This window comes from Serratia sp. X10 (assembly GCF_017811775.1).
Taxonomy (GTDB): domain Bacteria; phylum Pseudomonadota; class Gammaproteobacteria; order Enterobacterales; family Enterobacteriaceae; genus Serratia; species Serratia ureilytica.
This window is the reverse complement of sequence record NZ_JAEIOH010000010.1, coordinates 51,079-75,692: the sequence shown is the minus strand read 5'-3', so window position 1 is coordinate 75,692 and position 24,614 is coordinate 51,079. Positions and strand designations below refer to the sequence as shown.

The window sequence follows — 24,614 nt, the reverse complement described above, 5'->3', positions numbered from 1 at the left end:
TTGATTTAGCATCAGAGCCTGCCAGAAACTTTCCCGGCAATTAAAGAATAAAAAATTTTGGGCTAGATGATTCTGGAATATGTCACCGGCGAGCATAAAAAAGCCCCCGCAAGCGGAGGCTTTCGGCGAGCGGCGAATCAGTACAGCTTTTTCGCCGTTTCCAGCCAGTCGCCCTTGAACGGACGCTTCATGTTTTCGATCGCGTCGATGATGTCGTGATGCACCATCTTTTCGTTCTGGATACCGACGCAGCGGCCGCCGTAACCCTGCAGCAGCAGTTCGATGGCGTAGGCGCCCATGCGTGAGGCCAGGATGCGGTCATAGGCGACCGGTGAACCGCCGCGTTGAATGTGGCCCAGCACGGTGGCGCGGGTTTCACGCTTGGTTTCCTGCTCGATGTGGCGCGCCAGCTCATCGATATCGCAGATGTGCTCGGTGATCGCCACGATGGCGTGCTTTTTGCCCTTGGCGATACCGGCCTTGATTTCGCACACCAGATCTTCGCGATTGAATTCGATTTCAGGCAGCACGATGAATTCGCAGCCGCCGGCAATCGCCGCCGCCAGCGTCAGATCGCCGCAGTAACGGCCCATCACTTCCACGATAGAGATGCGCTGGTGCGACGAGGAGGTATCGCGCAGGCGGTCGATCGCTTCCACCACGGTTTCCAGCGCGGTGAAGTAACCGATGGTGTAGTCGGTACCGGCGACATCGTTATCGATGGTGCCTGGCAGGCCGATGCACGGGAAGCCTTCTTCCGTCAGGCGTTTGGCGCCCATGTAGGAACCGTCGCCGCCGATCACCACCAGCGCGTCGATGCCGCGATTCTTCAGGTTTTCAATCGCCTTGGCGCGCACGTTTTCATCCCTGAATTCCGGGAAGCGGGCAGAACCGAGGAAGGTGCCGCCGCGATTGATCATGTCGGACACGCTATAGCGGTCCAGCTGCTCCATGCGATCTTCGTACAAGCCAAGGTAGCCATCGTAAATACCAAAAACTTCCAGACCTTCTGAAAGCGCAGAACGCACAACGCCGCGGATTGCAGCGTTCATACCCGGCGAATCACCGCCGCTCGTCAGTACACCGATTTTCTTGATCATGACTACCTCTGAACTGTGTAGATGCAATTTCTTAAGAATTCTGTCTCCGCCGATCGTCTTGAAACCTCTCCGGCTGCAGAAAACCAGCTTTACGGCTTATTGCTGGATATTATATCAAAAACACCCAGCTGAATTGATTCAAGTCACGCAATATAACGGTTAAAACACCGCATGGCACGCTGAGCTAACTCAGATATTCATGATAATACGTTGCGCTATGCCTCTATATGATTATAGCTCCCAATGCCCCTGCCTACCCGGCGGCACCACGGAGCACGGATCCAGGTGAATGATGACGTCCGCCCCCGCAAAACGTTGCCGCAGGGCTTGTTCCACCTGATCGGCCAACCGGTGCGCCTCGCGCAGCGGCAGCGTGTCCTCCATCTCCAGATGCAGCTGGATGAAACGCGTCGGCCCCGACTGACGCGTGCGCAGATCGTGTGCGCCTTTCACGCCGGGCCAGGAGGAAACCACGGCGATAATCGCCTGGCGCTCATCATCCGGCAACGCCCGATCCAACAGCGACTGCACCGCTTCATAGCCCATGCGCAGCGCGCTATAGAGGATGTAAACGCCGATGCCCAGCGCGAACAACGCATCCGCCCGTTGGAAGCCGTACCAGCTTAGCCCAAGAGCGATAAGAATAGCACCATTCATCATGACATCTGACTGATAATGCAGCATATCTGCGCGTACGGCCTGACTGCGCGTTTTTCTGACCACCCAGCGTTGATAGGTGACCAGAATCAGCGTGCTGACCAACGCTATCACCGTCACCACGACCCCGACACCGGGATCGCGCAGCGTTTGCGGTGCGTACAGGTGCTGGAAGCCGGTGAGGAACAAAAACAGGGCGGAGCCGGAAATAAACATGCTTTGCGCCAGCGCCGCCAGCGATTCCGCTTTGCCGTGGCCGAAAGTGTGCTCGGCATCGGCCGGCTGCAGCGAATAGCGCACCACCAGAAGGTTGGTCAGCGAGGCGGCGATATCGACCAACGAATCCACCAGCGCCGCCAACAGGCTGACCGAACCGGTGTGGTACCAGGCGACGATTTTGATCAACAGCAGCGACGACGCCAGCGCGGTTGCTGCCAACGCGGCGGACTTTACCAGGCGTGCATAGCGCTGTTCCATAAGGGGCCCCGGCTAAAAGGTGTGGCGCTCAATATAGCGAAATGTCGGATAAAAAAAACCCCGCCATCATGGCGGGGAAGACAGGGATGGTGTCTATGGCAAGGAAAAACAGGGGACTACTCAGTCGTACTTCACTTCTGGGCAGAAGCTTGCTGCAAACCAGAAATTTGCTGCTCCATCTGCTGCATGCGCTGCTGATGTTTCTGGTCTAAAACACTTTTTTGCTCTGGCGTCAGCAGGTTATACATTTGGTTGCGCACCCGGGCCATTTCCACCTGGCGCTTGACCTGCTGTTGGGCCATCTTTTCCGCCTGGGCGTACACGGCGGCTTCATCAAATTTCTCTGCGGTCACCAGTTTATGCATGGCTTCCATTTCAGCTACATTGACACCAGGCAGATCGTGCCGGGCCTGGCGCATCAAATCGCGCATTTGCTGGCGCTGCTGTTCGCTGAGGCTGACACCGTCGAACATATGGTGCTGGCCGGGTATTCGGGTCATCGCGTCGTTGCCGGGAGGTTGGGCTGTGTCCGGTATAGTGTCGGCAGCGAAGGCAGCGGTCGAACCAATTGCCAGCAGTGATGCCATAACTAATGCGGTCACCTTACGCATTTCAACTCCTCAAGCTTTCTCACTTTGCGAATCAACGAGGAGCAGTGTACCGCCACACCTGAAAACCTGCGTCAGTGCATGTAAAACTACGTAAAGTCATGGAATGGCAACAGTTGATGACGTATTTTGCGTCTGGAGGTAAATCATAATGAACAAGATTCTGTTAGTTGACGACGACCGCGAGTTGACCTCGCTGTTAAAAGAACTGCTTGAAATGGAAGGTTTTAATATCGTCGTCGCGCACGATGGCGAGCAGGCGTTGTCGCTGCTGGACAGCTCCGTCGATCTGCTGCTGCTCGACATCATGATGCCGAAGAAAAACGGCATCGATACGCTGAAAGAACTGCGCCAACATCACCAGACGCCGGTCATCATGCTGACCGCGCGCGGCAGCGAGCTGGACCGCGTGCTGGGCCTGGAGCTGGGCGCCGATGATTACCTGCCGAAACCCTTCAACGATCGCGAGCTGGTCGCGCGCATTCGCGCCATTCTGCGCCGTTCCAACTGGAGCGAACAGCAGCAACAGGTCGACAGCGGCGCCCCGACGCTGGATGTCGATGGCCTGCAGCTGAACCCCGGCCGCCAGGAGGCCAGCTTCGACGGCCAGGTGCTGGATCTGACCGGCACCGAGTTCACCCTGCTGTATCTGCTGGCGCAGCATCTCGGCCAGGTGGTGTCGCGCGAACTGCTGAGCCAGGAAGTGCTGGGCAAACGCCTGACTCCGTTCGATCGCGCCATCGACATGCACATCTCCAACCTGCGGCGTAAGCTGCCGGATCGCAAAGACGGGCATCCGTGGTTCAAAACCCTGCGCGGGCGTGGTTATTTGATGGTATCTGCAACATGATCAACAGTTTGACGGCACGCATCTTCGCCATTTTCTGGTTCACGTTAGCCCTGGTGCTAATGCTGGTGTTGATGGTGCCCAAGCTCGACTCCCGCCAAATGACCTCGCTGCTCGACAGCGAGCAGCGGCAGGGGTTGATGCTGGAACAGCACGTCGAGGCCGAGCTGCAAAACGATCCGGCCAACGATCTGATGTGGTGGCGCCGCCTGTTCCGCGCCATCGACAAATGGGCGCCGCCGGGCCAACGCCTGCTGCTGGTCACCAGCGAAGGCCGGGTGATCGGCGCGCAGCGCAACGAAATGCAGATCGTCCGCAACTTCATCGGCCAATCCGATAACTCGGATCATCCGAAGAAGAAAAAATACGGCCGCGTCGAGCTGGTCGGGCCGTTCGCGGTGCGCGACGGCGAAGACAACTATCAGCTGTACCTGATCCGTCCCGCCAACAGCCCGCAATCCGACTTCATCAACCTGATGTTCGACCGGCCGCTGCTGCTGCTGATCGTCACCATGCTGATCAGCGCCCCGCTGCTGCTGTGGCTGGCCTGGAGCCTGGCGAAGCCGGCGCGCAAGCTGAAGAACGCCGCCGATGACGTGGCGCGCGGCAACCTGAAGCAGCATCCGGAGCTGGAGGCCGGTCCGCAGGAATTCCTGGCCACCGGCGCCAGCTTCAACCAAATGGTCAGCGCGCTGGAGCGCATGATGAACGCGCAGCAGCGGCTGATCTCGGACATCTCGCACGAGCTGCGCACGCCGCTGACTCGCCTGCAGCTGGCCACCGCGCTGATGCGCCGCCGCCACGGCGAAGGCCACGAACTGGCGCGCATCGAAACCGAAGCGCAGCGGCTGGATTCGATGATCAACGATCTGCTGGCGCTGTCGCGCGGGCAGCAGAAGAGCGAGCTGGCGCGCGAGCAGTTGAAGGCCAACGAACTGTGGGCCGACGTGCTGGACAACGCCCGTTTCGAAGCCGAACAGATGGGCAAGCAGCTGGAGATCGCTGCGCCGCCCGGCCCGTGGACGCTGTTCGGCAACGCGAGCGCGCTGGACAGCGCATTGGAAAACATCGTGCGCAACGCCCTGCGTTATTCGCACACCCGCATCGCCGTGGCGTTCAGCGCCGACAATCAGGGCGTGACCATCCAGGTTGACGACGACGGCCCCGGCGTCAGCGCCGAAGATCGCGAGCAGATTTTCCGCCCGTTCTACCGCACCGATGAGGCGCGCGACCGTGAGTCCGGCGGCACCGGCCTTGGCCTGGCGATCGTCGAGGCGGCGGTCAATCAGCATCGCGGCTGGGTGAAGGCTGAAGACAGCCCGCTTGGCGGTCTGCGGCTGGTGCTGTGGCTGCCGCTGCATCATCAACGCCTATCGTCTAAGACAGAACAGTAAGAGTTTGCTATCCTGCGCCCCTCGTTCACGAGGGGCCTGCAACATGCTGAACATCGTTTTATTTGAACCCGAAATTCCACCCAATACCGGCAATATCATCCGCCTGTGCGCCAATACCGGCTTTAATCTGCATCTGATCGAACCGCTGGGTTTTCCGTGGGACGACAAGCGTCTGCGCCGCGCCGGACTGGATTACCATGAGTTCACCCGCGTCCACCGTCATGCCGACTACGCCGCTTTTCTCGCCGCCGAGGAGCCGCAACGGCTGTTTGCTCTCACGACCAAAGGCACGCCGGCGCACAGCGCCGTCAGCTATCAGGCCGGCGACTACCTGCTGTTCGGCCCGGAAACGCGCGGGTTGCCCGCCGACATCCTCGATGCGCTGCCCGCGCAGCAAAAAATCCGCATCCCGATGCAGGCGCAAAGCCGCAGCATGAACCTGTCGAATGCCGTCGCGGTGGTGGTTTATGAAGCCTGGCGGCAGCTGGACTATGCCGGCGCGCTGATCAAGGCGTAATCCGCAACGACGCGCCATACTGAAGGAGGCATCGTTGCGATGCTCTCTCCAGGAACGGCACATGGCTTTCGTCGAGGATATTGTCACCCAGCTTCGCCGGCTCGAGTCGGCGCTGAACGAAGCGCTCCGGCGGCTGCAACAGGCGCCGGACAGCGAAGCGCTGCACGATTTGCGCGTCACTCTGCGCCGTATCCGCAGCCTGCTGCGCCCGTTGCGCGGTTGCCCCGGCGCAACGCGGCTCGATCGGGCCGCCGCCCAGTTGGGCAGGCTCACGACGCCGCTGCGCGATCTCGAGGTGCTGATCGCCGAACTGGCGCACCATCATCTGGATTGGCAGGCCAACGTGCGCCAGAGCGATTTTCAGGCCCGCTGCCGCCAACTGCTCGCCAACCCGCAGCTCATCAGCTTCCCTTCGCTATTGCACGCCTGGCCGCACCGCTTTCGCCGCACCGCGCAACGCGCCGCCAAACACCGTGTGAACCGACGCCTGCAGCGCCAGCAGCGGCAATTGCGCCGGGCGTTGGCTGATATCGGCTACGATCGCCACCGTCTGCGGCTGCTGGTTAAACGCCTGCGTTACGCGGCCGAAGCCTACCCGCAACGCCTTCCCCTCTCTCCCGCCGCGATGGCGAGCCTGAAAGCGGCGCAAAACACCCTCGGTGATTGGCACGACCGGGAGGTTTGGTGCCTGCAAGCCGAACATCAGGCGGATCTCTGGCCATTGTTGCCACAGTGGCAAGCTGAGCTACGCCTGACGCTGGCCAGAGCGGATGCCTCGCTCGCCGCTTTATCACCGGCGCTGGCGACAAAACCCGGCGGCGCATCACGATACTGAAAAAAGGCCACGACAGGGCACGCCCGGCCCCGAAAATGCCCGCTACGGCGCAGATAATGCGCTATGTTTTGTAAGGGTAATCACCACTCATCATAGGAAATCACATGAAAAAACAACGCTTGAGCGTTGCCATGGCGGTTCTGGCAGCAGGCCTGTTGCTAGCGGGCTGTTCGTCCAAAGTCACCCAAACGTCGCAATATTCGGGCTTCTTGTCCGATTACAGCAAACTGCAGGAAACCACCTCGCCAAGCGGCCATAAAACGCTGCGCTGGATAGATCCAAACTACAAGGAATCCAACTACCGCGGCCTCTATTTCCAACCGGTGGTCTATTTCCCGGCGGAAAAACCGACCACGCGCGTCAGCCAGGACACGCTGAACAAAATCAAGGCGTATGCGACTCAGCGGATCAAAACCGCGCTGCAGAACCGCTTCACCATTCTGCCCAGCCCGGCGGGCTCGCGCGTGTTGGTGGCCAAACTCGCCATCACCGCCGTTTCGGCCGAAAACGAAGACATGAAGTTCTATGAGGTGGTGCCGGTCGCTGCGGTGGTTGCCAGCACCATGGCGGCTACCGGGCACCGGACGCAAAATACCGCGCTGTATATCGAAGGCGAGTTGATCGACCAGGATACCGGTAAAACGGTGATGGAAGTGGTGCGCAAGGCCTACGGTAAAACCGTCAACAACGACAGCACGCCGGTCACGGCGGATGACGTCAAGGCGGCGATCGACGACATCGTCACCGATATCACCCAGTTCCCGAGACAGGGCTGACCGCCGCTTGAAAAACACAGGGGGAGCCGAAGCTCCCCCTCGCAGGCACGGCTTAGATGCCGTCGCCGTACTCGAATCCGTGGTTGGTGCCGTTGAAGTATTGGTCCATATCCATCGACGGCGTATCGCTCTCCGGGCGCCCGACGATGCGCGCCGGCACCCCGGCGGCGGTGGTGTGCGGCGGCACCGCCTGCAAGACCACCGAGCCCGCGCCGATCTTGGCGCCCTTGCCCACTTCGATATTGCCGAGAATTTTGGCGCCGGCGCCAATCATCACCCCTTCGCGGATTTTCGGGTGACGGTCGCCGCTGGTTTTCCCGGTACCGCCCAGGGTGACCGACTGCAGAATAGACACGTTGTTTTCCACCACCGCCGTTTCACCGATCACGATGCCGGTGGCGTGGTCGAGCATGATGCCACAGCCGATGGTCGCCGCCGGGTGGATGTCTACGCCGAAGGCGACGGAAATTTGATTTTGCAGGTAGATCGCCAACGCTTGCCGCCCTTGTTGCCACAGCCAGTGGCCGATGCGGTAAGCCTGCAGCGCGTGGAACCCTTTCAGGTAAAGCAGCGGCGTGGAGTATTTGTCGACCGCCGGGTCGCGCAGCCGCACCGCGAGGATATCGCGCGCCGCCGAAACGATCATCTGATTGTCGGACTTATAGGCTTCTTCCACCACCTCGCGTACCGCAATCGCGGGCATGATCGGCGTCGCCAGCTTGTTGGCCAGCATATAGCTGAGCGCGCTGCCCAGGTTCTCGTGCTTGAGCAACGTCGCATGGAAAAAGCTGGCCAGCATCGGTTCACAATCAGCCAGTGCTCGCGCTTCTGATTTAATGCTGTTCCAGACCTGTTCCAACTCTTCTGACGACATCACATACCCCTTTGCCTTGCCAAACGGGCCGCTTCACACGGTGGCGCGAAGCGGCCCAGGTCATTTGCGGGGTCAGCATTCCGCTGCCCCGACATATCGTTTTATGTCACGCGCTGGGCTTTTCGTCCTTTCGGGCGCGCCCCAGCAGGCTCAGCGCCGCTTCGCGGGCGTCTTTATGGCAGTAAAGCACCTGATAGATCTGTTCGGTGATCGGCATTTCCACGCCGTGCCGCTGCGCCAACGCCAACACCTCTTTGGTATTGCGATAGCCCTCGACCACCTGACCGATGCTGTCCTGCGCTTCCTGCACGCCTTTGCCCTGCCCCAACATAATGCCGAAGCGGCGGTTGCGCGACTGGTTGTCCGTGCAGGTTAGCACCAGATCCCCCAGCCCCGCCATGCCCATGAACGTCGAAGGGTCGGCGCCCAGCGCAGAGCCCAGACGGCTCATTTCCGCCAGCCCGCGCGTAATCAACGCGGTGCGGGCGTTGGCGCCGAAACCGATGCCGTCGGACATGCCGGCGCCGATGGCGATCACGTTCTTCACCGCGCCGCCAAGCTGAACGCCGATGAAGTCGGGATTGCTGTAGACACGGAAGCTCTTGCCGCAGTGCAGCAGCTGTTGCAGATCGTCGGCGAACTGCGCATCGGTCGCCGCCAGCGCGATCGCCGTCGGCAGGCCGGCGGCCAGCTCTTTGGCGAACGTCGGCCCGGAGAGCACCGCCAGCGGGATCGCCTCGCCCAACGCCTCACGCGCCACGTCCTGCAGCAACCGGCCGGTTTCCGCTTCCAGCCCCTTGGTGGCCCACACGATGCGGGCGTCAGGACGCAGATGCGGCTTCAGCTGGCGCAACACGTCGCCGAACACATGGCTCGGCACCACCACCAGCACGTCGCGGCTGGCAGCCAGCGCACGCGCCAAATCGGCTTCAAGCAGCAGGGTATCGGGGAAAGGAACGTCGGGCAGAAACGCCTGATTGCAGCGATCGCGCTGCAACGTTTGAATTTGCGCGGGGTTATGCCCCCACAACACCACGGTGTGGCCGTTACGCGCCAGCGTGATGGCCAATGCGGTGCCGTACGAGCCGGCACCGATGACAGTCATTGAAGCATTGACGGTGTTCATCAGGCATCCTGATGTGGTGCGGCACCTTCGCCTTCCGCCTGCTGCTGCAGATAGTTCATGAACAGCGCGTCAAAGTTGACCGGTGCCAGGTTCAGCTGCGGGAATGTGCCGCGGGAAACCAGGCTGGTGATGCACTCGCGCGCATACGGGAACAGGATGTTCGGGCAGTATGCGCCCAGACAATGCGCCAGCTGCGTGCCTTCGATGCCTGCTACCGAGAAGATGCCCGCCTGTTGCACTTCGCACAGGAACGCCGTCTCTTCACCCAGGGTCGCCGTCACGGTTACGCGCAGTACCACTTCATACACTTCGTCAGCCAGTTGGCTGGACGCGGTATCCAGATCAAGTTTAACTTCCGGCTGCCATTCCTGCTGGAAAACCTGCGGCGCGTTCGGCGCTTCGAAGGAGATGTCCTTGGTATAAATACGTTGGATCTGGAAAGCCATTTCAGTGCTGTTTTGTTCTGACATGTGAGTAATACCCTTGGTTAAACGTCCTTATTGACACTCGGTGAACCGGCAAGCTGCTTAAAGCAGCGGATCCAGGCCGCCGCGAGCATCGAGTTCATATAAATCATCACAGCCGCCGATATGCCGGCCGTCGATGAAAATCTGCGGCACGGTGGTGCGCCCGCTACGCTCGATCATCACTTCGCGCTTGGCGTTATCGCCGTCGATGGCGATCTCGTTAAACGCCGCGCCCTTGCTGTTCAACAGCGCCTTGGCGCGATGGCAGAACGGGCAAGTCGCTTTGGTGTAGATATCAATGTTAGCCATGGATTGCCACCTCAAATAGGTTTAACGGTTACTTGCCGCGCACCAGCGGCAGGTTCTCTCCGCTCCAGCCGGCGATGCCGTCTTTCAGCATCGTCACCTTTTCAAAACCGGCCTTGCTCAGGTTCTCCGCCGGCTCGCGGGAGGCGGTGCCGTTGGCGCACACGACGATGATCGGCTGCGCTTTGTGTTTTTCCAGCTCGCCCAGGCTGCCGCTTTTGATTTCGCTGGCGGTCAGGTTGATGGCGCTGGCCAGGTGACCACGGCGAAAATCGTCGCGGCTGCGGGTGTCAACCACCACGGCATCTTCTTTGTTGATCAGGCGGATAGCTTCACCGCGAGCGATCTCTTTGACCTTGGAGAAACGGCTTTTGAAGGTCATGACGATCACGGCGACCAGCAGAGCGATCCAAGCCAGGCTCAGAATAGGGTGTCTGCTTACGAATGGCATAATTTCTTGCAGCATGGGGTGTAACAACTCCCGTCAGTTAAGGGATAAATAAGTCAAGGTTCCAGAGTATACCTGCCGAGTGCGGCAAATACAGCCAATAAGCAAGCGCGATTGTAGAAACTGCGGGCTGCGCTGAGAAATTCCCGAGGTCAGAGCATAAAAGCCCGCGCGATTCGCCGCAACCTTGATCTCTTTGGGCTATTTATCGCCGGCGGCGGTGTAAAATCAGCCGGTTTTTCGAGGGCGAATAGCCATGCTTCCGGCGGGCGCATGGCTATTCGCAGCTTAAAAAGTTCATAAGAGGTCAATGCAATGTCGAGCAACAAAAAACCGATGGTACTGGTGATCCTGGACGGTTACGGCCACCGTGAAGAGCGGCAGGACAACGCGATCCTGAACGCCGGCACCCCGGTGATGGATCGCCTGTGGCGGGAGCAGCCGCATACGCTGATCGCCGCTTCAGGGCTGGATGTCGGCCTGCCCGACGGCCAAATGGGCAACTCCGAAGTCGGCCACGTCAACCTGGGCGCCGGGCGCATCGTATACCAGGATCTCACCCGGTTGGACAAAGCGATCGCCGACGGCGACTTCTTCGCCAATCCGGTCCTGACCGCCGCCGTCGATAAGGCCGTGGCGGCCGGTAAAGCGGTGCATATCATGGGCCTGCTGTCGCCGGGCGGCGTGCACAGCCACGACGAGCACATCCTGGCCATGATCAAGCTGGCCGCCCAGCGCGGCGCCAAAGCCATCTATCTGCACGCCTTCCTCGACGGGCGCGACACCCCGCCACGCAGCGCCGAAGCCCCGCTGCAGCGCTGCCGCGAGGCCTTCGCCACGCTGGGCGTCGGGCGCATCGCTTCACTCATTGGGCGCTACTACGCCATGGATCGCGACAACCGTTGGGATCGCGTGCAGCTGGCCTATGACCTGCTGACCGCGGCCAAAGGCGACTACGTGGCCGACGATGCGGTAGCCGGTTTGCAGGCCGCCTACCAGCGCGGTGAAAACGACGAGTTCGTCAAACCGACCGTCATTCGCGCCGCCGGCGAGGCCGATGCCGCGATGCAGGACGGCGATGCGTTGATCTTCATGAACTTCCGCGCTGACCGCGCGCGCCAGATCACCCGCGCTTTCGTGAACGCGGATTTCGACGGTTTCCCACGCGCCAAACAGGTGCAGTTCGGCGATTTCGTGATGCTGACCGAGTACGCCGCCGACATCGACACCGCCTGCGCCTATCCGCCGGCGTCGCTGGCCAACACCTTCGGCGAATGGCTGATGAAGCACGACAAAACCCAGCTGCGCATCTCGGAAACCGAAAAATACGCCCACGTCACCTTCTTCTATAACGGCGGCGTGGAAGCGCCGTTCAAAGGGGAAGACCGCGTGCTGGTCAATTCGCCGAAGGTCGCCACCTACGATCTGCAGCCTGAGATGAGCGCCGCCGAGCTGACCGACAAACTGTTGACCGCCATCCGCAGCGGCAAATACGACGCCATTATCTGCAACTACCCGAACGGCGACATGGTGGGGCATACCGGCGTGTATGAAGCGGCGGTCAAAGCGGTGGAAACGCTGGACGCCTGCATCGCCCAGGTGGTTGACGCGGTGCGCGACGTCGACGGTCAGTTGCTGATCACCGCCGATCACGGCAACGCCGAGCAGATGCGCGATCCGGCCACCGGCCAGGCGCATACCGCCCACACCAGCCTGCCGGTGCCGCTGATTTACGTCGGCAAACCGGCGCAGGCGGTCGAAGGCGGCAAGCTTTCGGACATCGCGCCAACCCTGTTAACGCTGATGGGAATGGAAATCCCGCAAGAGATGACTGGTAAGCCGCTGTTCATCGTGGAATAATCCTTCTCCATGAGGGAGAAGGCGTTTTTTGCACTATCAAGGGTAACCCGAAGCGCAAACGCAGGCAGCCGGCCGCTGCCTGAACGCACCGCGCCAAGGACGTTCACCGCCATGTGCGCCAGCGTATTTTGCGCTGGCGTCTTGCTGTTGCCGCTCGCCGGCCAGGCGGCGGAAGACAATAAATCCCAGTTGAAAGACATTCAGCAGAGCATCGCCGAGAAAGAAAAAGCGGTGAAGCAGCAGCAACAGCAGCGCAGCTCGCTGCAGGATCAGCTGCGGCAGCAGGAAAAAACCATCGCCCAGGCCAGCCGCCAGTTGCGCGACACCCAGGGCACGCTCACCCAGTTGGGCAAGGACATTTCCGGCCTGAACGCCTCGATCGCCAAGCTGCAAAAGCAGCAATCGACCCAGCAAAACCTCCTCGCCAAACAGCTTGACGCCGCCTTCCGGCAAGGGCAGCACAGCGCCGTGCAGCTGATCCTCAGCGGTGAAGAAAGCCAGCGCAGCGAACGTATTCTGGCCTATTTCGGTTATCTGAACGAAGCGCGCCAGAAAACCATCGAAGAGCTGAAACAGACCCGCGCCGAGCTGGCGAAGCAAAAAACCACGCTGGTGGCCAAACAGGGCCAGCAAAAATCCTTACTGAGCGAACAACAGACGCAGCAGCAGAAGCTGGAGCAGGCGCGCGGCGCCCGCAAGAAAACGCTGACCGCGCTGGAAGCCTCGCTGGAAAAAGACCAACAACGCCTGGTGGAACTGCGCCAAAACGAAGCCCGCATGCGCGACAAGATCGCCCGGGCGGAGCGCGAAGCCCGTGCGCGCGCCGAACGCGAAGCGCGTGAAGCGGCCAAGGTGCGCGAACAGGTGCGCATCAAGGAACAGCAGGCGAAGAAAACCGGCACCACCTACAAACCTAGCGAAGCCGATCGCTCGCTGATGGCGCGCACCGGCGGCCTCGGCCGTCCGGCCGGCCAGCTGATGTGGCCGGTGCGCGGCCGCACGCTGCACGGCTTTGGCGAGCAGCAGCAGGGCGAGCTACGCTGGAAAGGCATGGTGATCGAAGCCCGCGAAGGTAGCGAAGTGAAAGCCGTCGCCGATGGCCGCGTGCTGCTGGCCGACTGGCTGCAAGGCTATGGCCTGATGGTGGTGGTCGAACACGGCAAAGGCGACATGAGCGTGTACGGCTATAACCAAAGCGCGTTGGTCAACGTCGGGGCACAGGTGCGCGCCGGCCAGCCGATCGCTCTGGTCGGCACCAGCGGCGGCCAGGGAACGCCGTCGCTCTATTTCGAAATCCGTCGTCAGGGACAGGCGGTTAACCCACTGCCGTGGTTGGGAAGATAGATTTGCGCTATGTCAAAACCCGTACAGCTTTGTTAATCGGCTGTCTGCTGCAGGCTTACGCTGCGCAGGCAGGAAAACTCTCCATCGTCATCGATGACGTGGGCTACCGCCCCCACGAAGAAAACGCGGTGCTGCAAATGCCGACGGCGATCTCGGTCGCAGTCTTGCCCAACGCGCCGCACGCCCGCCTGATGGCCACCCGTGCCCACAGCCAGGGCCGCGAAGTGCTGATCCACATGCCGATGGCGCCGCTCAGCAAGCAGCCGCTAGAGCGCGATACCCTGCAGCCCGCCATGAGCAGCGACGAGATCCAGCGCATCATCCGCAACGCGGTGAACAACGTGCCTTACGCGGTCGGCATGAACAACCACATGGGCAGCGCCATGACCTCCAGCCTGCCGGGCATGCAGAAAGTGATGCAGGCGCTCGAAAGCTACCGTCTGTACTTCCTCGACAGCATGACCATCGGCAACAGCCAGGCGACCCGCGCCGCGGCCGGCACCGGCGTGAAGGTGATCAAACGCAAGGTGTTCCTCGACGATACCGCGAGCGAAGCCGATATCCGCCGTCAGTTCAACCGCGCGGTTGAATTGGCGCGGCGCAACGGTTCCGCCATCGCCATCGGCCATCCGCGCCCGGCGACGGTGAAAGTGCTGCAGCAGATGCTGCCGTCGCTGCCCGCCGATATCGTGCTGGTCAAACCGAGCGCGCTGCTGAACGAACCGCAGGGCAACGGTGGCGGCAGCTACGTCCCGCCGCCGGTCAAACCGCAAAAACCGCAGCCGAAGAATCCGTTCAGCGGCGGCATCAAACAGTGCAAGGTCAAACCGCCGAAGGAAAAAACCAACGCCGGCACCGCGCTGGGTATTATCGCCGACAGCATTGCCACCTCGCCGCCGGTGACCTTCATCAAGCGTCATTGGCAGCACTGGACGCAAACCAAACCGCAAGCATAAAAAAAGGGCCGGAATTCCGGCCCTTTTCACGCCTGCCGAGATCAATCCCAGCTCAGCACCACTTTGCCTGACTTGCCGGAGCGCATGGCGTCGAAGCCCTGCTGGAACTCGTCGATCGAGAAACGGTGGGTGATGATCGGGGTCAAATCCAGACCGGACTGGATCAGCGCCGCCATCTTGTACCAGGTCTCAAACATTTCTCGGCCGTAAATCCCTTTGATAAACAGCCCTTTGAAAATCACCTGGTTCCAGTCGATCGACATATCCGAAGGCGGAATACCCAGCATGGCGATGCGCCCGCCGTGGTTCATGGCGTTCAGCAGCGTGCGGAACGCCGGCGGCGCGCCGGACATTTCCAGACCGACGTCGAATCCTTCGGTCATGCCCAGATCGGCCATCACGTCGTTGAGGTTTTCCTTGCTGACGTTCACCGCGCGGGTCACACCCATCTTGCGCGCCAGTTCCAGGCGGTATTCGTTAACGTCGGTGATCACCACATGGCGGGCGCCGACGTGTTTGCACACCGCCGCCGCCATGATGCCGATCGGGCCTGCGCCGGACACCAGCACGTCCTCCCCGACCAGATCGAACGACAGCGCGGTATGCACCGCGTTGCCGAACGGATCGAAGATCGAAGCCAGTTCGTCGGAGATGTTATCCGGGATCTTGAAGGCGTTGAACGCCGGGATCACCAGATATTCCGCGAAGCTGCCCGGACGGTTCACGCCCACGCCGACGGTGTTGCGGCACAGGTGCGTGCGGCCGCCGCGGCAGTTGCGGCAGTGGCCGCAGGTGATGTGGCCTTCGCCGGACACGCGATCGCCGATGCTGAAGCCTTTGACTTCCTGACCGATCGCCACCACTTCGCCCACGTATTCATGGCCGACCACCATCGGAACCGGAATGGTTTTTTGCGACCACTCGTCCCAGTTGTAGATATGCACATCGGTGCCGCAGATCGCGGTTTTGCGGATTTTGATCATGATGTCGTTGTGGCCCAGCTCCGGCTGAGGCACGTCGGTCATCCAAATCCCTTCTTCCGCTTTCAGTTTTGACAGTGCTTTCATGGTTTTACCTTATGCAATAACGCCAAGATCCTTACCGATACGTGTAAACGCCGCCACTGCGCGTTCGATTTGCTCCGGGGTGTGGTCGGCGGACATCTGGGTGCGGATGCGCGCCTGGCCTTTCGGCACCACCGGATAGAAGAAACCGGTCACATAGATGCCTTCCTTGAGCAACGCATTGGCGAATTCCTGCGCCAGCTTCGCCTCGCCCAGCATGACCGGGATGATGGCGTGATCGGCGCCGGCCAGGGTGAAGCCGGCGGCGGTCATTTTTTCGCGGAACAGACGCGCGTTGGCCCACAGGCGATCGCGCAGCGCATCGCCCTCTTCCAACAGTTCCAGCACTTTGATCGACGCGGCGACGATCGCCGGCGCCAGCGAGTTAGAGAACAGGTACGGGCGCGAACGCTGGCGCAGCCACTCCACCACTTCTTTCTTGGCGGCGGTGTAGCCGCCGGACGCGCCGCCCAGCGCCTTGCCTAACGTACCGGTAATGATATCGACGCGGCCCATCACTTCGCAGTATTCATGGGTGCCGCGCCCGTTGGCGCCGACAAAGCCCACCGCGTGGGAGTCATCCACCATCACCAGCGCCTGATACTCGTCCGCCAGATCGCAAACCCCTTTCAGGTTGGCGATCACGCCGTCCATCGAGAACACGCCGTCGGTAGCGATCAGAATGTGGCGCGCGCCGTCAGCTTTGGCCTGTTTCAGCTGCGCGGCCAGCTCGGCCATGTCGTTATTGGCGTAGCGATAGCGCTTGGCCTTGCACAGCCGCACGCCGTCGATGATCGACGCATGGTTCAACGCATCGGAGATAATGGCGTCTTCCGGGCCGAGCAGGGTTTCGAACAGCCCGCCGTTGGCGTCGAAGCAAGAGGAGTACAGGATCGCGTCTTCCATGCCCAAGAAGGCCGCCAGTTTCTGTTCCAGCTGCTTGTGGCTGTCCTGGGTGCCGCAGATGAAGCGCACCGACGCCATGCCGAAACCGTGGCTGTCCATCCCCGATTTGGCGGCGGCGATCAGCGCCGGATGGTTGGCCAGGCCCAGGTAGTTATTGGCGCAGAAGTTGATCACATGGCTGCCGTCGGCAACGGCGATGTCCGCCTGTTGCGCGGAGGTAATGATGCGTTCTTCCTTGAACAGCCCTTCACTGCGCGTGGCGGCAAGCTGTTGTTCCAACTGCTGATAAAAAGACGCTGACATTCGGTTATCTCCAGGATTGGGCTAATTGCGGCATATTTTACTGATTTGTAACCAAACTGACGAGAATGCGCGGGAGAGAATATTAAAATTGCAGCAGATATCACGGCAAACGGCGGACTTCAATGGCAATGCGGGATATTCGGAGCCCTTCCGCTGTTTGCCGCGGCATGAAATGCTATGATAACCGCCATTGAGCGTGGGGCATTGTGCCCCACCAGGCAGCTTAGCAGGGGTAACCCAATGATTATCGTTACTGGCGGCGCCGGCATGATCGGCAGCAACATCATTAAGGCACTGAACGACAAGGGATATCGCGATATCCTGGTGGTGGATAACCTGAAAGACGGCACCAAGTTCGTCAACCTGGTCGATCTGGACATCGCCGACTATATCGATAAAGAAGACTTTATCGCCAGCATCGTGGCCGGCGACGATCTGGGCGAGATCGAAGCGGTGTTCCACGAAGGCGCCTGCTCCGCGACCACCGAGTGGGACGGCAAGTACATGATGGACAACAACTATCAGTACTCCAAAGATCTGCTGCACTACTGCCTGGATCGCGAGATTCCGTTCCTGTATGCCTCCTCCGCCGCCACTTACGGCGGCCGCGAAGAGTTTATCGAAGAGCGTCAGTATGAAGCGCCGCTTAACGTGTACGGCTATTCCAAATTCCTGTTCGATCAGTACGTGCGTGAGATCCTGCCGGAAGCGGACTCGCAGATCTGCGGCTTCCGCTACTTCAACGTTTACGGCCCGCGTGAAGGCCACAAAGGCAGCATGGCCAGCGTCGCCTTCCACCTGAACACCCAGATCAACCGCGGCGAAAACCCGAAACTGTTCGCCGGCAGCGAAAACTTCAAGCGTGACTTCATCTACGTCGGCGACGTGGCGGCGGTCAACCTGTGGTTCTGGGAAACCGGCAAATCCGGCATCTTCAACTGCGGCACCGGCCGGGCGGAAACCTTCCAGGCGGTGGCTGACGCGGTGGTGGACTTCCATCAGCAAGGCGCGGTGGAATACATCGAGTTCCCGGAGAAGCTGAAGGGCCGCTATCAGGCGTACACCCAGGCCGATCTGACCAAGCTGCGCGCCGCCGGCTACGACGCACCGTTTAAAACGGTCGCCGAAGGCGTGAAAGAGTACATGGCCTGGTTGAACCGCACCGCATAAGCTGAAGGAATTAACGCTGGGTATGAAAATACTGGTTATCGGCCCTTCTTGGGTTGGCGACATGATGATGTCGCAAAGTCTCTATCGCACCCTGAAGGCCGAATATCCGACGGCGGAGATCGATGTGATGGCGCCGGCCTGGTGCCGCCCGTTGCTGGCGCGCATGCCGGAAGTCAATCAGGCGCTGGCGATGCCGCTGGGCCACGGCGCGCTGGGGCTCGGCGAACGCCGCCGCCTGGGGCGCGCTCTGCGCGCCAACCGTTACGATCGCGCTTACGTTCTGCCCAACTCGTTCAAATCCGCGCTGGTGCCTTTCTTCGCCGATATCCCGCAGCGCACCGGCTGGCGGGGCGAAATGCGCTACGGCCTGCTGAACGACGTGCGCGTGCTCGACAAGGCCGCTTTCCCGCTGATGGTGCAGCGCTATGTGGCGCTGGCCTATGACAAAGGCCGCGTTCAGCGCGCCGACGATCTGCCGCAGCCGCTGCTGTGGCCGCAGCTGCGGGTGAGCGACGAAGAGATCGCCGAAACCACTTCGGCCTTCAACCTGACCGACAGCCGCCCGATCGTCGGCTTCTGCCCAGGCGCGGAGTTCGGCCCCGCCAAGCGCTGGCCGCACTATCACTACGCGGCGCTGGCTCAACGGCTGATCGAGAGCGGCTATCAAATCGCGCTGTTCGGTTCGGCAAAAGACCATGAGGCCGGCGAACAGATCCGCGCCGCGTTGCAGGACGACGCACGCGATTTCTGCCTTAATCTGGCCGGAAAAACCCAGCTGGAGCAGGCAGTGATCCTGATCGCGGCCTGCCGGGCGGTGGTCAGCAACGACTCCGGTTTAATGCATGTTGCCGCAGCGTTGAACAAACCGCTGATAGCCTTGTACGGCCCAAGCAGCCCCGACTTCACGCCGCCGCTTTCCGACAAGGCGCGGGTGATTCGCTTGATCAGCGGCTACCACAAGGTGCGTAAGGGCGATGCCGAACAGGGGTATCACCAAAGTTTGATCGATATTCAGCCGCAGCAAGTGTTGGATGCGCTGACGCCGTTGCTTGTCGCCAGCGAGGAATAGTCATGCAGGTGTTAATCGTAAAAACGTCCTCGATGGGAGACGTGCTGCATACGCTGCCCGCTCTGACCGATGCGCTGCAGGCCATTCCCGATATCCGCTTCGACTGGGTGGTGGAAGAAGGTTTCAGCCAAATCCCCACCTGGCATCCGGCGGTGGATCGCGTGATCCCGGTGGCCATTCGCCGCTGGCGCAAAAACTGGTTCGGCAGCGACACCCGACAGCAGCGCTGCGACTTCAAGCGCGCGCTGCAAGAACGCCGTTACGACGTGGTGATCGACGCGCAGGGCCTGATGAAAAGCGCCGCGCTAATCACCCGCGTCGCCAAAGGCAACAAACATGGTCCGGACTGTAAAAGCGCTCGCGAGCCGTTCGCCAGCTGGTTCTACAACGTGCGCCATGAGATAGACAAACGGCAGCACGCAGTGGAACGCACGCGCGAGCTGTTCGCCAAAAGCCTCGGCTACGATAAACCGGGCAGCTACGGCGACTATGCCATCGCCGCGCGCTTTCTCAGCCGCCCGCCGGTCGATGCCGGGCAATATCTGGTGTTTTTGCACGCGACGACCCGCGACGACAAGCATTGGCCGGAGCAGAACTGGCGCGAGCTGATCGCGCTGACGGCCGACAGCGGGCTGAAGATCAAACTGCCCTGGGGGGCAGAGCATGAACATCAGCGCGCGCTGATGTTGGCGGAAGGTTTTCCACATGTCGAGGTGCTGCCGAAGCTCAGCCTGCAGCAGGTGGCTGAGGTGCTGGCGGGCGCCAGGGGCGTGGTCTCGGTCGACACCGGGCTCAGCCATTTGACCGCCGCGCTCGATAAACCGAACATCACGCTGTTTGGGCCGACCGATCCCGGCCTGATCGGCGGCTACGGGCAAAATCAGCACTCGCTGATTTCGCCGGAAAAAAGCATGGCGACAATCGACGCCGATACGGCATGGCAGGCGTTGCAAAAGGTTATAGCATGAAAAAACTGCACATTATCAACCTGGGTAAAATGGGCGGCGTCGAGCGCCTGTTCCTGCAGTACATCAACGATACCACCGACGGCAGCAACCAGGTCCTGTGCATCAGCGGCGACATCGGCGAGGAGATCCGCCGCCAGTTGCCGGCGCACCAGCCCGTCACCTTCGCCAACCGCCTGATCAATGCGCTGCCGCTGCGCTGCCCGCAGTTCCTGCGAAAATTTCTGTTGAAGTGGAAAATCGAGCGGGCCAACGCCGACGTGGTGATCGTCTGGGACCTGGTGCCGGGGCTGGCGGCCAAACCCAAGCGCGGCAAACTGATTTACTACGATCACGGCTGCTCCTGGCGTTACCCCAAGAATAAAAAGACGCTGCGTTTCTTCGCCATGCTGGACGGCGTGATTTCCGCCTCACACGCCTCGAAGCGGGTGATGGAGCTGCGCTTTAATCTGCCTTGCCCAAACCACGTGGTGATCAACCGCATCAAGACGCCGGCGGGGATCGACAACACGCCGAAAACGCTGTCGCAGCCGATCAGAATCGGCACCGCCTCACGCCTGGTCAGCCTGAAAGGCATCAGCGTTTCATTATTGATGATGCAGGAACTGCTGCGACGCGGGCATGACGTCACGCTGGAAGTGGCCGGCAAAGGGCCGGATCGCGCGGCGTTCGAGGCGCTGGCGGCTCGGCTCCAGCTCGGCGATCGCGTCACTTTCAGCGGTTACCAGGATGACGTCGCCGGCTTCTTCAATCGCACGCACATTTACATGAGCACACCGATCACCGAGCCGTTCGGCTTGTCCTGCATGGAATCGCTCTATTTCGGCGTGCCGGTCATCTTCCCGCAGGTTGACGGCCAGCCGGAAGCGGTGAAAGACGGCGTCTGCGGCATTGGCCTGGTTCCGTCGGTCACCATCGAACAACACCGGCAGCTCACCGATATCGAGGTCGACTTCCCGCATGAAGTCTACGACCCGTTAACCGACAGCCTGGTGTCGCCCAAGCTGTTGTCGCATATCGACTGCGCGGATGCCGTTGAGACATTGCTGGCGGGCGAAACCTACCAGACGTTGAGCCGAAACGCGCAGCGCTATCCTGCTGAACATTTCAACTATGCTCAGTTCAAAGCTGAGTTTGACGACACGCTGCGATCCTTCATCGTTTAATCAACACGTGAGCCGGAAAACACGCCCGATGCTAAAACAAAAAACGCCGCACCCTGCCTTCAGTTATCTGATTTATCTGGGATGTGCCATCGCTTTTTGCACCATTCCTTTCGGTTCCGCGACCGGACGCAATCTGTTTTACGTTTCCAGCTACATCGCCTTTATCGCCGTTTGCCTGTATCCGCGCTACTACTTCAGCAACGTTAAAAATCTGCTGTTGCCCGCGCTGATGTTCTGCGTCGGCATGGGCACCATCCTGTGGATGCATCATTTCAAACAGCCGGGCGAATATATCAATGTTTATCGTTCCTATATGTCGACCGGCAAACTGCAGCTCGCGACCGCTTTCATTTTGCTGATTGCGCTCAATGAACGGCTGTGCGTGCAGCGCCTGCTGATCGTCGTGGCCCTCGTTACCGGTTTGGCGGTCAACGGCTATTCTCTCTATCAGGGATTGCGGCTGGATATTCCTCGTGTGGAGCTCAACTTCGATCGCGCCACGGTCGCTGCCTATCTGATGACCGCCATCGATCTGGTGATGATGCAAGCCATCCTGATGCTGCGCACCCGCTACCGCCTGGTGCTGTACATTGCGGCGTTCCTGCTTTCCTTCTCTGCGCTGGTGCTGACCGGCACCCGCGCGGCGATGCTGGTTTACCCTGTGGCGATTTGTCTGTCGCTGCTGGCGACCAAGCATCTGGTTTCCAGGAAACACAAGCTCGCGTTGGTGGCCTCGGTACCGCTGCTGCTCGTAGCCTGCGGCCTGGTGTTCAAACCGCAGATAGAAGAACGCATTCAGGCCTTTGAGACCGACATGCGTCTGATGGATCAGCCACAGACTGAAAACTCGATCATTTCCCGACTGTCGATGCAAACGCTGGCATGGCGTACCGGCTCACAAGCTCCTTGGGGTCAATCCGCCGAGCAGCGCGGTGAAGAGATCCGCGCCATCGTCGCGCAGCAACCTCGCCTGTCTGGCGTCATGCCTTACATCAACGTGCACCTGCATAACGAGCTGCTGGAGACCTATTCGCTCAAGGGGGTTTGGGGGGCGTTGCTGTTGCTGGCGCTGTATGTCGGCCTGTTCTTCTCTTCATTCCGGCCGCAGCGCAACGCGCTGCTGCTGAGCGTGAGCGCCAGCCTGTTCGTTTACGGCCTCAGCGACGTCATCTTCTTCAGCACGGAAGGCACCGTCATGTTCTGTCTGGCGCTGATCGCCGCCGTGCTCTCCGTGGCGAAACCGCCTTCCGCCCAGGAGCAGACCGCGTGAAAACTCATCAGCCACCGCTGCTCAGCGTTATCGTGCCGTTTTACAATAACGAAGCGTTCGTCATCGCTGCGCTGGATTCGTTATTTACACAGATTTCTGATGAGATTGAGGTGGTGATCATCGACGATGGCTCTACCGATGCGTCAGGGGCGCTGGTCAGCCGGTATCTGGCGCAGCGGCAGCATCCGCACGTGGCTTTTATTTCACAGGCCAACGGCGGCATTGCGCACGCCCGCAATGTCGGCCTGCAGCATGCAACCGGGCGCTATCTCACCTTTCTCGACGGCGACGATCTGCTGAGCGACGACTATCTGGCGATCCTGCGGCCCCTGCTGATCGCCGATGAATATGACCTGATCGATTTTAATTATCAGAAGTTCACCGAACAACCGCCGAAACCCGAGAACCGCGCGACGCAGCCCGTAGCCTACGACTTTTCCTCGTTGGGGCTGGGCAGCCTGCAACCGCTGTTTGCACGCTCGATGTGGCATCTCTGGAGCCGGGTATATAAGCGCACGCTGCTGGCAGGGGAAACGTTCGAAGACGGCAGACGCTATGAAGACGTGATTTTCACGCCTTTTCAGTATTTCAAAACTCGCCGCATCGCCCATCTTGACTGCGAACTCTATTTCTACCGGGATAACAGCCAGGGCATCACCCGCAATATCAAACCCAAAGATATTGAAGATTTGCTGTTCGCCATGGAGAAGATGCTGCGCTATGTGGCGCAGCATCCTGGGGATGAGCCGCTGCGCCGGTTGGCCGCCCTGATGCTGGCCAACTGCTTTTCCGAGGTGAAAAGCATGTCGAAGGCGGTGTACGGTTATTATCATTACGCGCCGGCAACGCTGCAAATTCTGCGCCGCGCCGCCGCTGTCTGCCGCAACAGCGACGTGCCGGGCAAAAAAGTCCGCCAGATGCGCTATGCGCGAGTGGATACCTTTCTTTCGAAGCTGCGCGGGCGCAAACCACGCTAACCGCATCGGCCTGGCGGCCGATGCGTCGCCGCACCTCTAGCGCGCTAAAGGCACGTGCGCGACCAGTTCGTCATAAATCCGCTGCGGCTGAATGACCCCCATCGGGCTTTCCGCCTCCAGCGGCATCGTATAGCCGGTGCGCGACACCTGAATGATGCGGTGCAGTTCAGGATCCTGAATCGGCCCGGTGGAGCGTGAATCGGCGGTCACGAACAGGCTGATGGTTTTCACCTTCAACGCCACCGCCAGATGCAGCGGCCCGGTGTCGCCGGTGACCAGAACATGGAAACTGTCGATCAACGTCAGCAAGCCTTGCAGTCCCGTTTTACCGATCTGATTATCCACGCAGGCCTGCGTTTGCGGGCCAATCAGGCTCATAAACTGTTGGGCCTTGCCGTCGTCAAGCGGTGCGCCAATCAGCACGATGCGCACATTGGGGTGCTTCGCCACCAGCTCATCGGCCAGGCGCGCATAGTGCGACACCGGCCAGCAACGCGACTCCGTCGATGCCCCCAGTTGAAAACCAATGGTGGGATGGTCGCTGCTTTTGACGCCGCGCTGATAGTCCACGGGAATTTCCATCGTCGGATCGTCGCTGCGGCAGCCCAAAATGGAAATCAGCTCCAGTTTGCGGCGCACGAAATGGCCGTAATAATGGAAGATATAGTTGGTTAACCAAGGTTCCAGCCCGCAAATGCCCGAGCTGTAGTTATCCCTGATGATATACTTTGCCCCCGCCATGACGGCGCTGATGATGTCATAAGGCAGGTGAGAGTGCAGGATCAGCGCCAAATCCGGCTGATGTTCGCGCAGCGATTTCAGCAATGGGCGTATTGTCTTGATCTTGCTGTCCCAATACACCACGCGATCGTAATAGCGGCCGTTTTCCACCAGTTCGCGGTTTTTCTTGTGCACCACCAGCGTGATGTGCGCGTTGGGATAGCGTTCCCTCATAGCCCTCAGTGCCGGCGTGTTGAACATGAAGTCGCCCAACGCCGTGGTGGAATAGATGACGATATTGTCAAACTGCTGGGCGCCGTCGAACGTCGCCTTGTCCTGAAAACGGCCGTACTTCGCCGTATAGCGCCGCAAAAACCAGTCGGCAACCTTAATTTTCCATTTCTTCGACATG

At 60.2% G+C, this 24,614-nt stretch carries 25 protein-coding genes; 14 read left to right on the top strand and 11 right to left on the bottom strand.

The genetic code is table 11. From position 1 onward, the window contains the following. Positions 1–137 precede the first annotated feature (137 nt). The 3 genes from pfkA to cpxP all read right to left on the bottom strand — a co-directional run bounded on the left by pfkA (position 138) and on the right by cpxP (position 2,845). Positions 138–1,100: a 6-phosphofructokinase gene (pfkA, locus tag J9788_RS23335; RefSeq protein ID WP_004931116.1), complete on the bottom strand. Its 963-nt coding sequence runs from the start codon at positions 1,098–1,100 to the stop codon at positions 138–140. Between the two features lie 231 nt (positions 1,101–1,331). After that, positions 1,332–2,234, bottom strand: a complete 903-nt coding sequence (gene fieF / locus J9788_RS23330; RefSeq protein WP_033631333.1) for a CDF family cation-efflux transporter FieF — start codon at positions 2,232–2,234, stop codon at positions 1,332–1,334. 131 nt (positions 2,235–2,365) lie between these two features. Next, a complete protein-coding gene (gene cpxP, locus J9788_RS23325; RefSeq protein ID WP_004931122.1) occupies positions 2,366–2,845 on the bottom strand; it encodes a cell-envelope stress modulator CpxP in 480 nt (159 codons plus the stop codon). Between the two features lie 148 nt (positions 2,846–2,993). On the opposite strand from cpxP, the gene cpxR reads away from it, so the two are divergent. The 5 genes from cpxR (at position 2,994) to J9788_RS23300 (ending at position 7,211) form a co-directional block, all read left to right on the top strand. Next, entirely contained in the window at positions 2,994–3,692 is a 699-nt protein-coding gene (gene cpxR, locus J9788_RS23320) for an envelope stress response regulator transcription factor CpxR (protein ID WP_004931124.1), read from the top strand. After that, entirely contained in the window at positions 3,689–5,083 is a 1,395-nt protein-coding gene (cpxA, locus tag J9788_RS23315) for an envelope stress sensor histidine kinase CpxA (protein WP_033631334.1), read from the top strand. The genes cpxR and cpxA overlap by 4 nt, the downstream gene beginning before the upstream one ends. Positions 5,084–5,126: 43 nt before the next feature. Continuing rightward, complete coding sequence (trmL, locus tag J9788_RS23310) at positions 5,127–5,600, top strand: tRNA (uridine(34)/cytosine(34)/5-carboxymethylaminomethyluridine(34)-2'-O)-methyltransferase TrmL (protein WP_033631335.1); 474 nt, start codon at positions 5,127–5,129, stop codon at positions 5,598–5,600. A 61-nt stretch (positions 5,601–5,661) separates the two neighbouring features. After that, positions 5,662–6,435 carry a CHAD domain-containing protein gene (locus tag J9788_RS23305; RefSeq protein WP_182265745.1) on the top strand — a complete coding sequence of 258 codons (774 nt, stop codon included), beginning with the start codon at positions 5,662–5,664 and terminating at the stop codon, positions 6,433–6,435. A gap of 104 nt (positions 6,436–6,539) precedes the next feature. Beyond that, entirely contained in the window at positions 6,540–7,211 is a 672-nt protein-coding gene (locus J9788_RS23300) for a DUF3313 domain-containing protein (RefSeq protein WP_046897389.1), read from the top strand. A gap of 52 nt (positions 7,212–7,263) precedes the next feature. On the opposite strand, the gene cysE is transcribed toward J9788_RS23300, so the two are convergent. From cysE to J9788_RS23275, 5 genes are all read right to left on the bottom strand, one after another. Continuing rightward, complete coding sequence (cysE, locus tag J9788_RS23295) at positions 7,264–8,085, bottom strand: serine O-acetyltransferase (protein ID WP_025304676.1); 822 nt, start codon at positions 8,083–8,085, stop codon at positions 7,264–7,266. A 106-nt stretch (positions 8,086–8,191) separates the two neighbouring features. Further along, a complete protein-coding gene (gene gpsA, locus J9788_RS23290; protein WP_033645202.1) occupies positions 8,192–9,211 on the bottom strand; it encodes an NAD(P)H-dependent glycerol-3-phosphate dehydrogenase in 1,020 nt (339 codons plus the stop codon). After that, positions 9,211–9,681 carry a protein-export chaperone SecB gene (gene secB, locus J9788_RS23285; RefSeq protein ID WP_004931139.1) on the bottom strand — a complete coding sequence of 157 codons (471 nt, stop codon included), beginning with the start codon at positions 9,679–9,681 and terminating at the stop codon, positions 9,211–9,213. The genes gpsA and secB overlap by 1 nt, the downstream gene beginning before the upstream one ends. Before the next feature lie 57 nt (positions 9,682–9,738). Beyond that, positions 9,739–9,987: a glutaredoxin 3 gene (gene grxC / locus J9788_RS23280; RefSeq protein ID WP_004931142.1), complete on the bottom strand. Its 249-nt coding sequence runs from the start codon at positions 9,985–9,987 to the stop codon at positions 9,739–9,741. Between the two features lie 28 nt (positions 9,988–10,015). After that, positions 10,016–10,450 (bottom strand): rhodanese-like domain-containing protein, encoded by a 435-nt coding sequence (locus J9788_RS23275; RefSeq protein WP_033645201.1) that lies wholly within the window; start codon positions 10,448–10,450, stop codon positions 10,016–10,018. A 297-nt stretch (positions 10,451–10,747) separates the two neighbouring features. Here J9788_RS23275 and gpmM point away from each other — a divergent pair, with 297 nt between their 5' ends. Genes gpmM through J9788_RS23260 form a run of 3 tightly spaced genes read left to right on the top strand, consistent with a single transcriptional unit; the run spans position 10,748 to position 14,592 of the window. After that, positions 10,748–12,292, top strand: a complete 1,545-nt coding sequence (gene gpmM / locus J9788_RS23270) for a 2,3-bisphosphoglycerate-independent phosphoglycerate mutase (protein ID WP_182265746.1) — start codon at positions 10,748–10,750, stop codon at positions 12,290–12,292. Positions 12,293–12,301: 9 nt separating this feature from the next. Then, positions 12,302–13,636, top strand: a complete 1,335-nt coding sequence (envC, locus tag J9788_RS23265; RefSeq protein WP_028128084.1) for a murein hydrolase activator EnvC — start codon at positions 12,302–12,304, stop codon at positions 13,634–13,636. 2 nt (positions 13,637–13,638) lie between these two features. Beyond that, positions 13,639–14,592 carry a divergent polysaccharide deacetylase family protein gene (locus J9788_RS23260; RefSeq protein WP_182265747.1) on the top strand — a complete coding sequence of 318 codons (954 nt, stop codon included), beginning with the start codon at positions 13,639–13,641 and terminating at the stop codon, positions 14,590–14,592. A 41-nt stretch (positions 14,593–14,633) separates the two neighbouring features. Here the strand turns inward: J9788_RS23260 and tdh are convergent, their stop codons facing one another. Together tdh and kbl are read right to left on the bottom strand one after the other, a co-directional pair. Beyond that, positions 14,634–15,659 carry an L-threonine 3-dehydrogenase gene (tdh, locus tag J9788_RS23255; protein ID WP_182265748.1) on the bottom strand — a complete coding sequence of 342 codons (1,026 nt, stop codon included), beginning with the start codon at positions 15,657–15,659 and terminating at the stop codon, positions 14,634–14,636. 9 nt (positions 15,660–15,668) lie between these two features. Continuing rightward, positions 15,669–16,865 carry a glycine C-acetyltransferase gene (gene kbl / locus J9788_RS23250; protein ID WP_033645197.1) on the bottom strand — a complete coding sequence of 399 codons (1,197 nt, stop codon included), beginning with the start codon at positions 16,863–16,865 and terminating at the stop codon, positions 15,669–15,671. A 240-nt stretch (positions 16,866–17,105) separates the two neighbouring features. On the opposite strand from kbl, the gene rfaD reads away from it, so the two are divergent. From rfaD to J9788_RS23220, 6 genes are read left to right on the top strand one after another with little or no spacing between them, the layout of a single operon-like run. Beyond that, entirely contained in the window at positions 17,106–18,035 is a 930-nt protein-coding gene (gene rfaD / locus J9788_RS23245; protein ID WP_033645196.1) for an ADP-glyceromanno-heptose 6-epimerase, read from the top strand. A gap of 22 nt (positions 18,036–18,057) precedes the next feature. Beyond that, positions 18,058–19,104: an ADP-heptose--LPS heptosyltransferase RfaF gene (rfaF, locus tag J9788_RS23240; protein ID WP_033645195.1), complete on the top strand. Its 1,047-nt coding sequence runs from the start codon at positions 18,058–18,060 to the stop codon at positions 19,102–19,104. Positions 19,105–19,106: 2 nt separating this feature from the next. Continuing rightward, positions 19,107–20,072, top strand: a complete 966-nt coding sequence (gene rfaC / locus J9788_RS23235; protein WP_182265749.1) for a lipopolysaccharide heptosyltransferase RfaC — start codon at positions 19,107–19,109, stop codon at positions 20,070–20,072. Then, positions 20,069–21,235 carry a glycosyltransferase gene (locus tag J9788_RS23230; RefSeq protein ID WP_182265750.1) on the top strand — a complete coding sequence of 389 codons (1,167 nt, stop codon included), beginning with the start codon at positions 20,069–20,071 and terminating at the stop codon, positions 21,233–21,235. The genes rfaC and J9788_RS23230 overlap by 4 nt, the downstream gene beginning before the upstream one ends. A gap of 28 nt (positions 21,236–21,263) precedes the next feature. After that, positions 21,264–22,505 carry an O-antigen ligase gene (locus J9788_RS23225; protein ID WP_182265751.1) on the top strand — a complete coding sequence of 414 codons (1,242 nt, stop codon included), beginning with the start codon at positions 21,264–21,266 and terminating at the stop codon, positions 22,503–22,505. Then, on the top strand, positions 22,502–23,482 hold the full coding sequence (locus tag J9788_RS23220; RefSeq protein ID WP_182265752.1) for a glycosyltransferase: 981 nt from the start codon (positions 22,502–22,504) through the stop codon (positions 23,480–23,482). Before J9788_RS23225 ends, J9788_RS23220 begins: the two co-directional genes overlap by 4 nt. A gap of 36 nt (positions 23,483–23,518) precedes the next feature. Here J9788_RS23220 and J9788_RS23215 read toward each other — a convergent pair whose 3' ends face one another. Further along, entirely contained in the window at positions 23,519–24,613 is a 1,095-nt protein-coding gene (locus tag J9788_RS23215) for a glycosyltransferase family 9 protein (RefSeq protein ID WP_094142253.1), read from the bottom strand. Position 24,614 lies beyond the last annotated feature (1 nt).

Bases quoted from the DNA above. Each gene is read 5' to 3' on its own strand.
- pfkA (WP_004931116.1), bottom strand. From the start codon at position 1,100: ATGATCAAGAAAATCGGTGTACTGACGAGCGGCGGTGATTCGCCGGGT.
- fieF (WP_033631333.1), bottom strand. From the start codon at position 2,234: ATGGAACAGCGCTATGCACGCCTGGTAAAGTCCGCCGCGTTGGCAGCA.
- cpxP (WP_004931122.1), bottom strand. From the start codon at position 2,845: ATGCGTAAGGTGACCGCATTAGTTATGGCATCACTGCTGGCAATTGGT.
- cpxR (WP_004931124.1), top strand. From the start codon at position 2,994: ATGAACAAGATTCTGTTAGTTGACGACGACCGCGAGTTGACCTCGCTG.
- cpxA (WP_033631334.1), top strand. From the start codon at position 3,689: ATGATCAACAGTTTGACGGCACGCATCTTCGCCATTTTCTGGTTCACG.
- trmL (WP_033631335.1), top strand. From the start codon at position 5,127: ATGCTGAACATCGTTTTATTTGAACCCGAAATTCCACCCAATACCGGC.
- J9788_RS23305 (WP_182265745.1), top strand. From the start codon at position 5,662: ATGGCTTTCGTCGAGGATATTGTCACCCAGCTTCGCCGGCTCGAGTCG.
- J9788_RS23300 (WP_046897389.1), top strand. From the start codon at position 6,540: ATGAAAAAACAACGCTTGAGCGTTGCCATGGCGGTTCTGGCAGCAGGC.
- cysE (WP_025304676.1), bottom strand. From the start codon at position 8,085: ATGTCGTCAGAAGAGTTGGAACAGGTCTGGAACAGCATTAAATCAGAA.
- gpsA (WP_033645202.1), bottom strand. From the start codon at position 9,211: ATGAACACCGTCAATGCTTCAATGACTGTCATCGGTGCCGGCTCGTAC.
- secB (WP_004931139.1), bottom strand. From the start codon at position 9,681: ATGTCAGAACAAAACAGCACTGAAATGGCTTTCCAGATCCAACGTATT.
- grxC (WP_004931142.1), bottom strand. From the start codon at position 9,987: ATGGCTAACATTGATATCTACACCAAAGCGACTTGCCCGTTCTGCCAT.
- J9788_RS23275 (WP_033645201.1), bottom strand. From the start codon at position 10,450: ATGCTGCAAGAAATTATGCCATTCGTAAGCAGACACCCTATTCTGAGC.
- gpmM (WP_182265746.1), top strand. From the start codon at position 10,748: ATGTCGAGCAACAAAAAACCGATGGTACTGGTGATCCTGGACGGTTAC.
- envC (WP_028128084.1), top strand. From the start codon at position 12,302: ATGAGGGAGAAGGCGTTTTTTGCACTATCAAGGGTAACCCGAAGCGCA.
- tdh (WP_182265748.1), bottom strand. From the start codon at position 15,659: ATGAAAGCACTGTCAAAACTGAAAGCGGAAGAAGGGATTTGGATGACC.
- kbl (WP_033645197.1), bottom strand. From the start codon at position 16,865: ATGTCAGCGTCTTTTTATCAGCAGTTGGAACAACAGCTTGCCGCCACG.
- rfaD (WP_033645196.1), top strand. From the start codon at position 17,106: ATGATTATCGTTACTGGCGGCGCCGGCATGATCGGCAGCAACATCATT.
- rfaF (WP_033645195.1), top strand. From the start codon at position 18,058: ATGAAAATACTGGTTATCGGCCCTTCTTGGGTTGGCGACATGATGATG.
- rfaC (WP_182265749.1), top strand. From the start codon at position 19,107: ATGCAGGTGTTAATCGTAAAAACGTCCTCGATGGGAGACGTGCTGCAT.
- J9788_RS23230 (WP_182265750.1), top strand. From the start codon at position 20,069: ATGAAAAAACTGCACATTATCAACCTGGGTAAAATGGGCGGCGTCGAG.
- J9788_RS23225 (WP_182265751.1), top strand. From the start codon at position 21,264: ATGCTAAAACAAAAAACGCCGCACCCTGCCTTCAGTTATCTGATTTAT.
- J9788_RS23215 (WP_094142253.1), bottom strand. From the start codon at position 24,613: ATGTCGAAGAAATGGAAAATTAAGGTTGCCGACTGGTTTTTGCGGCGC.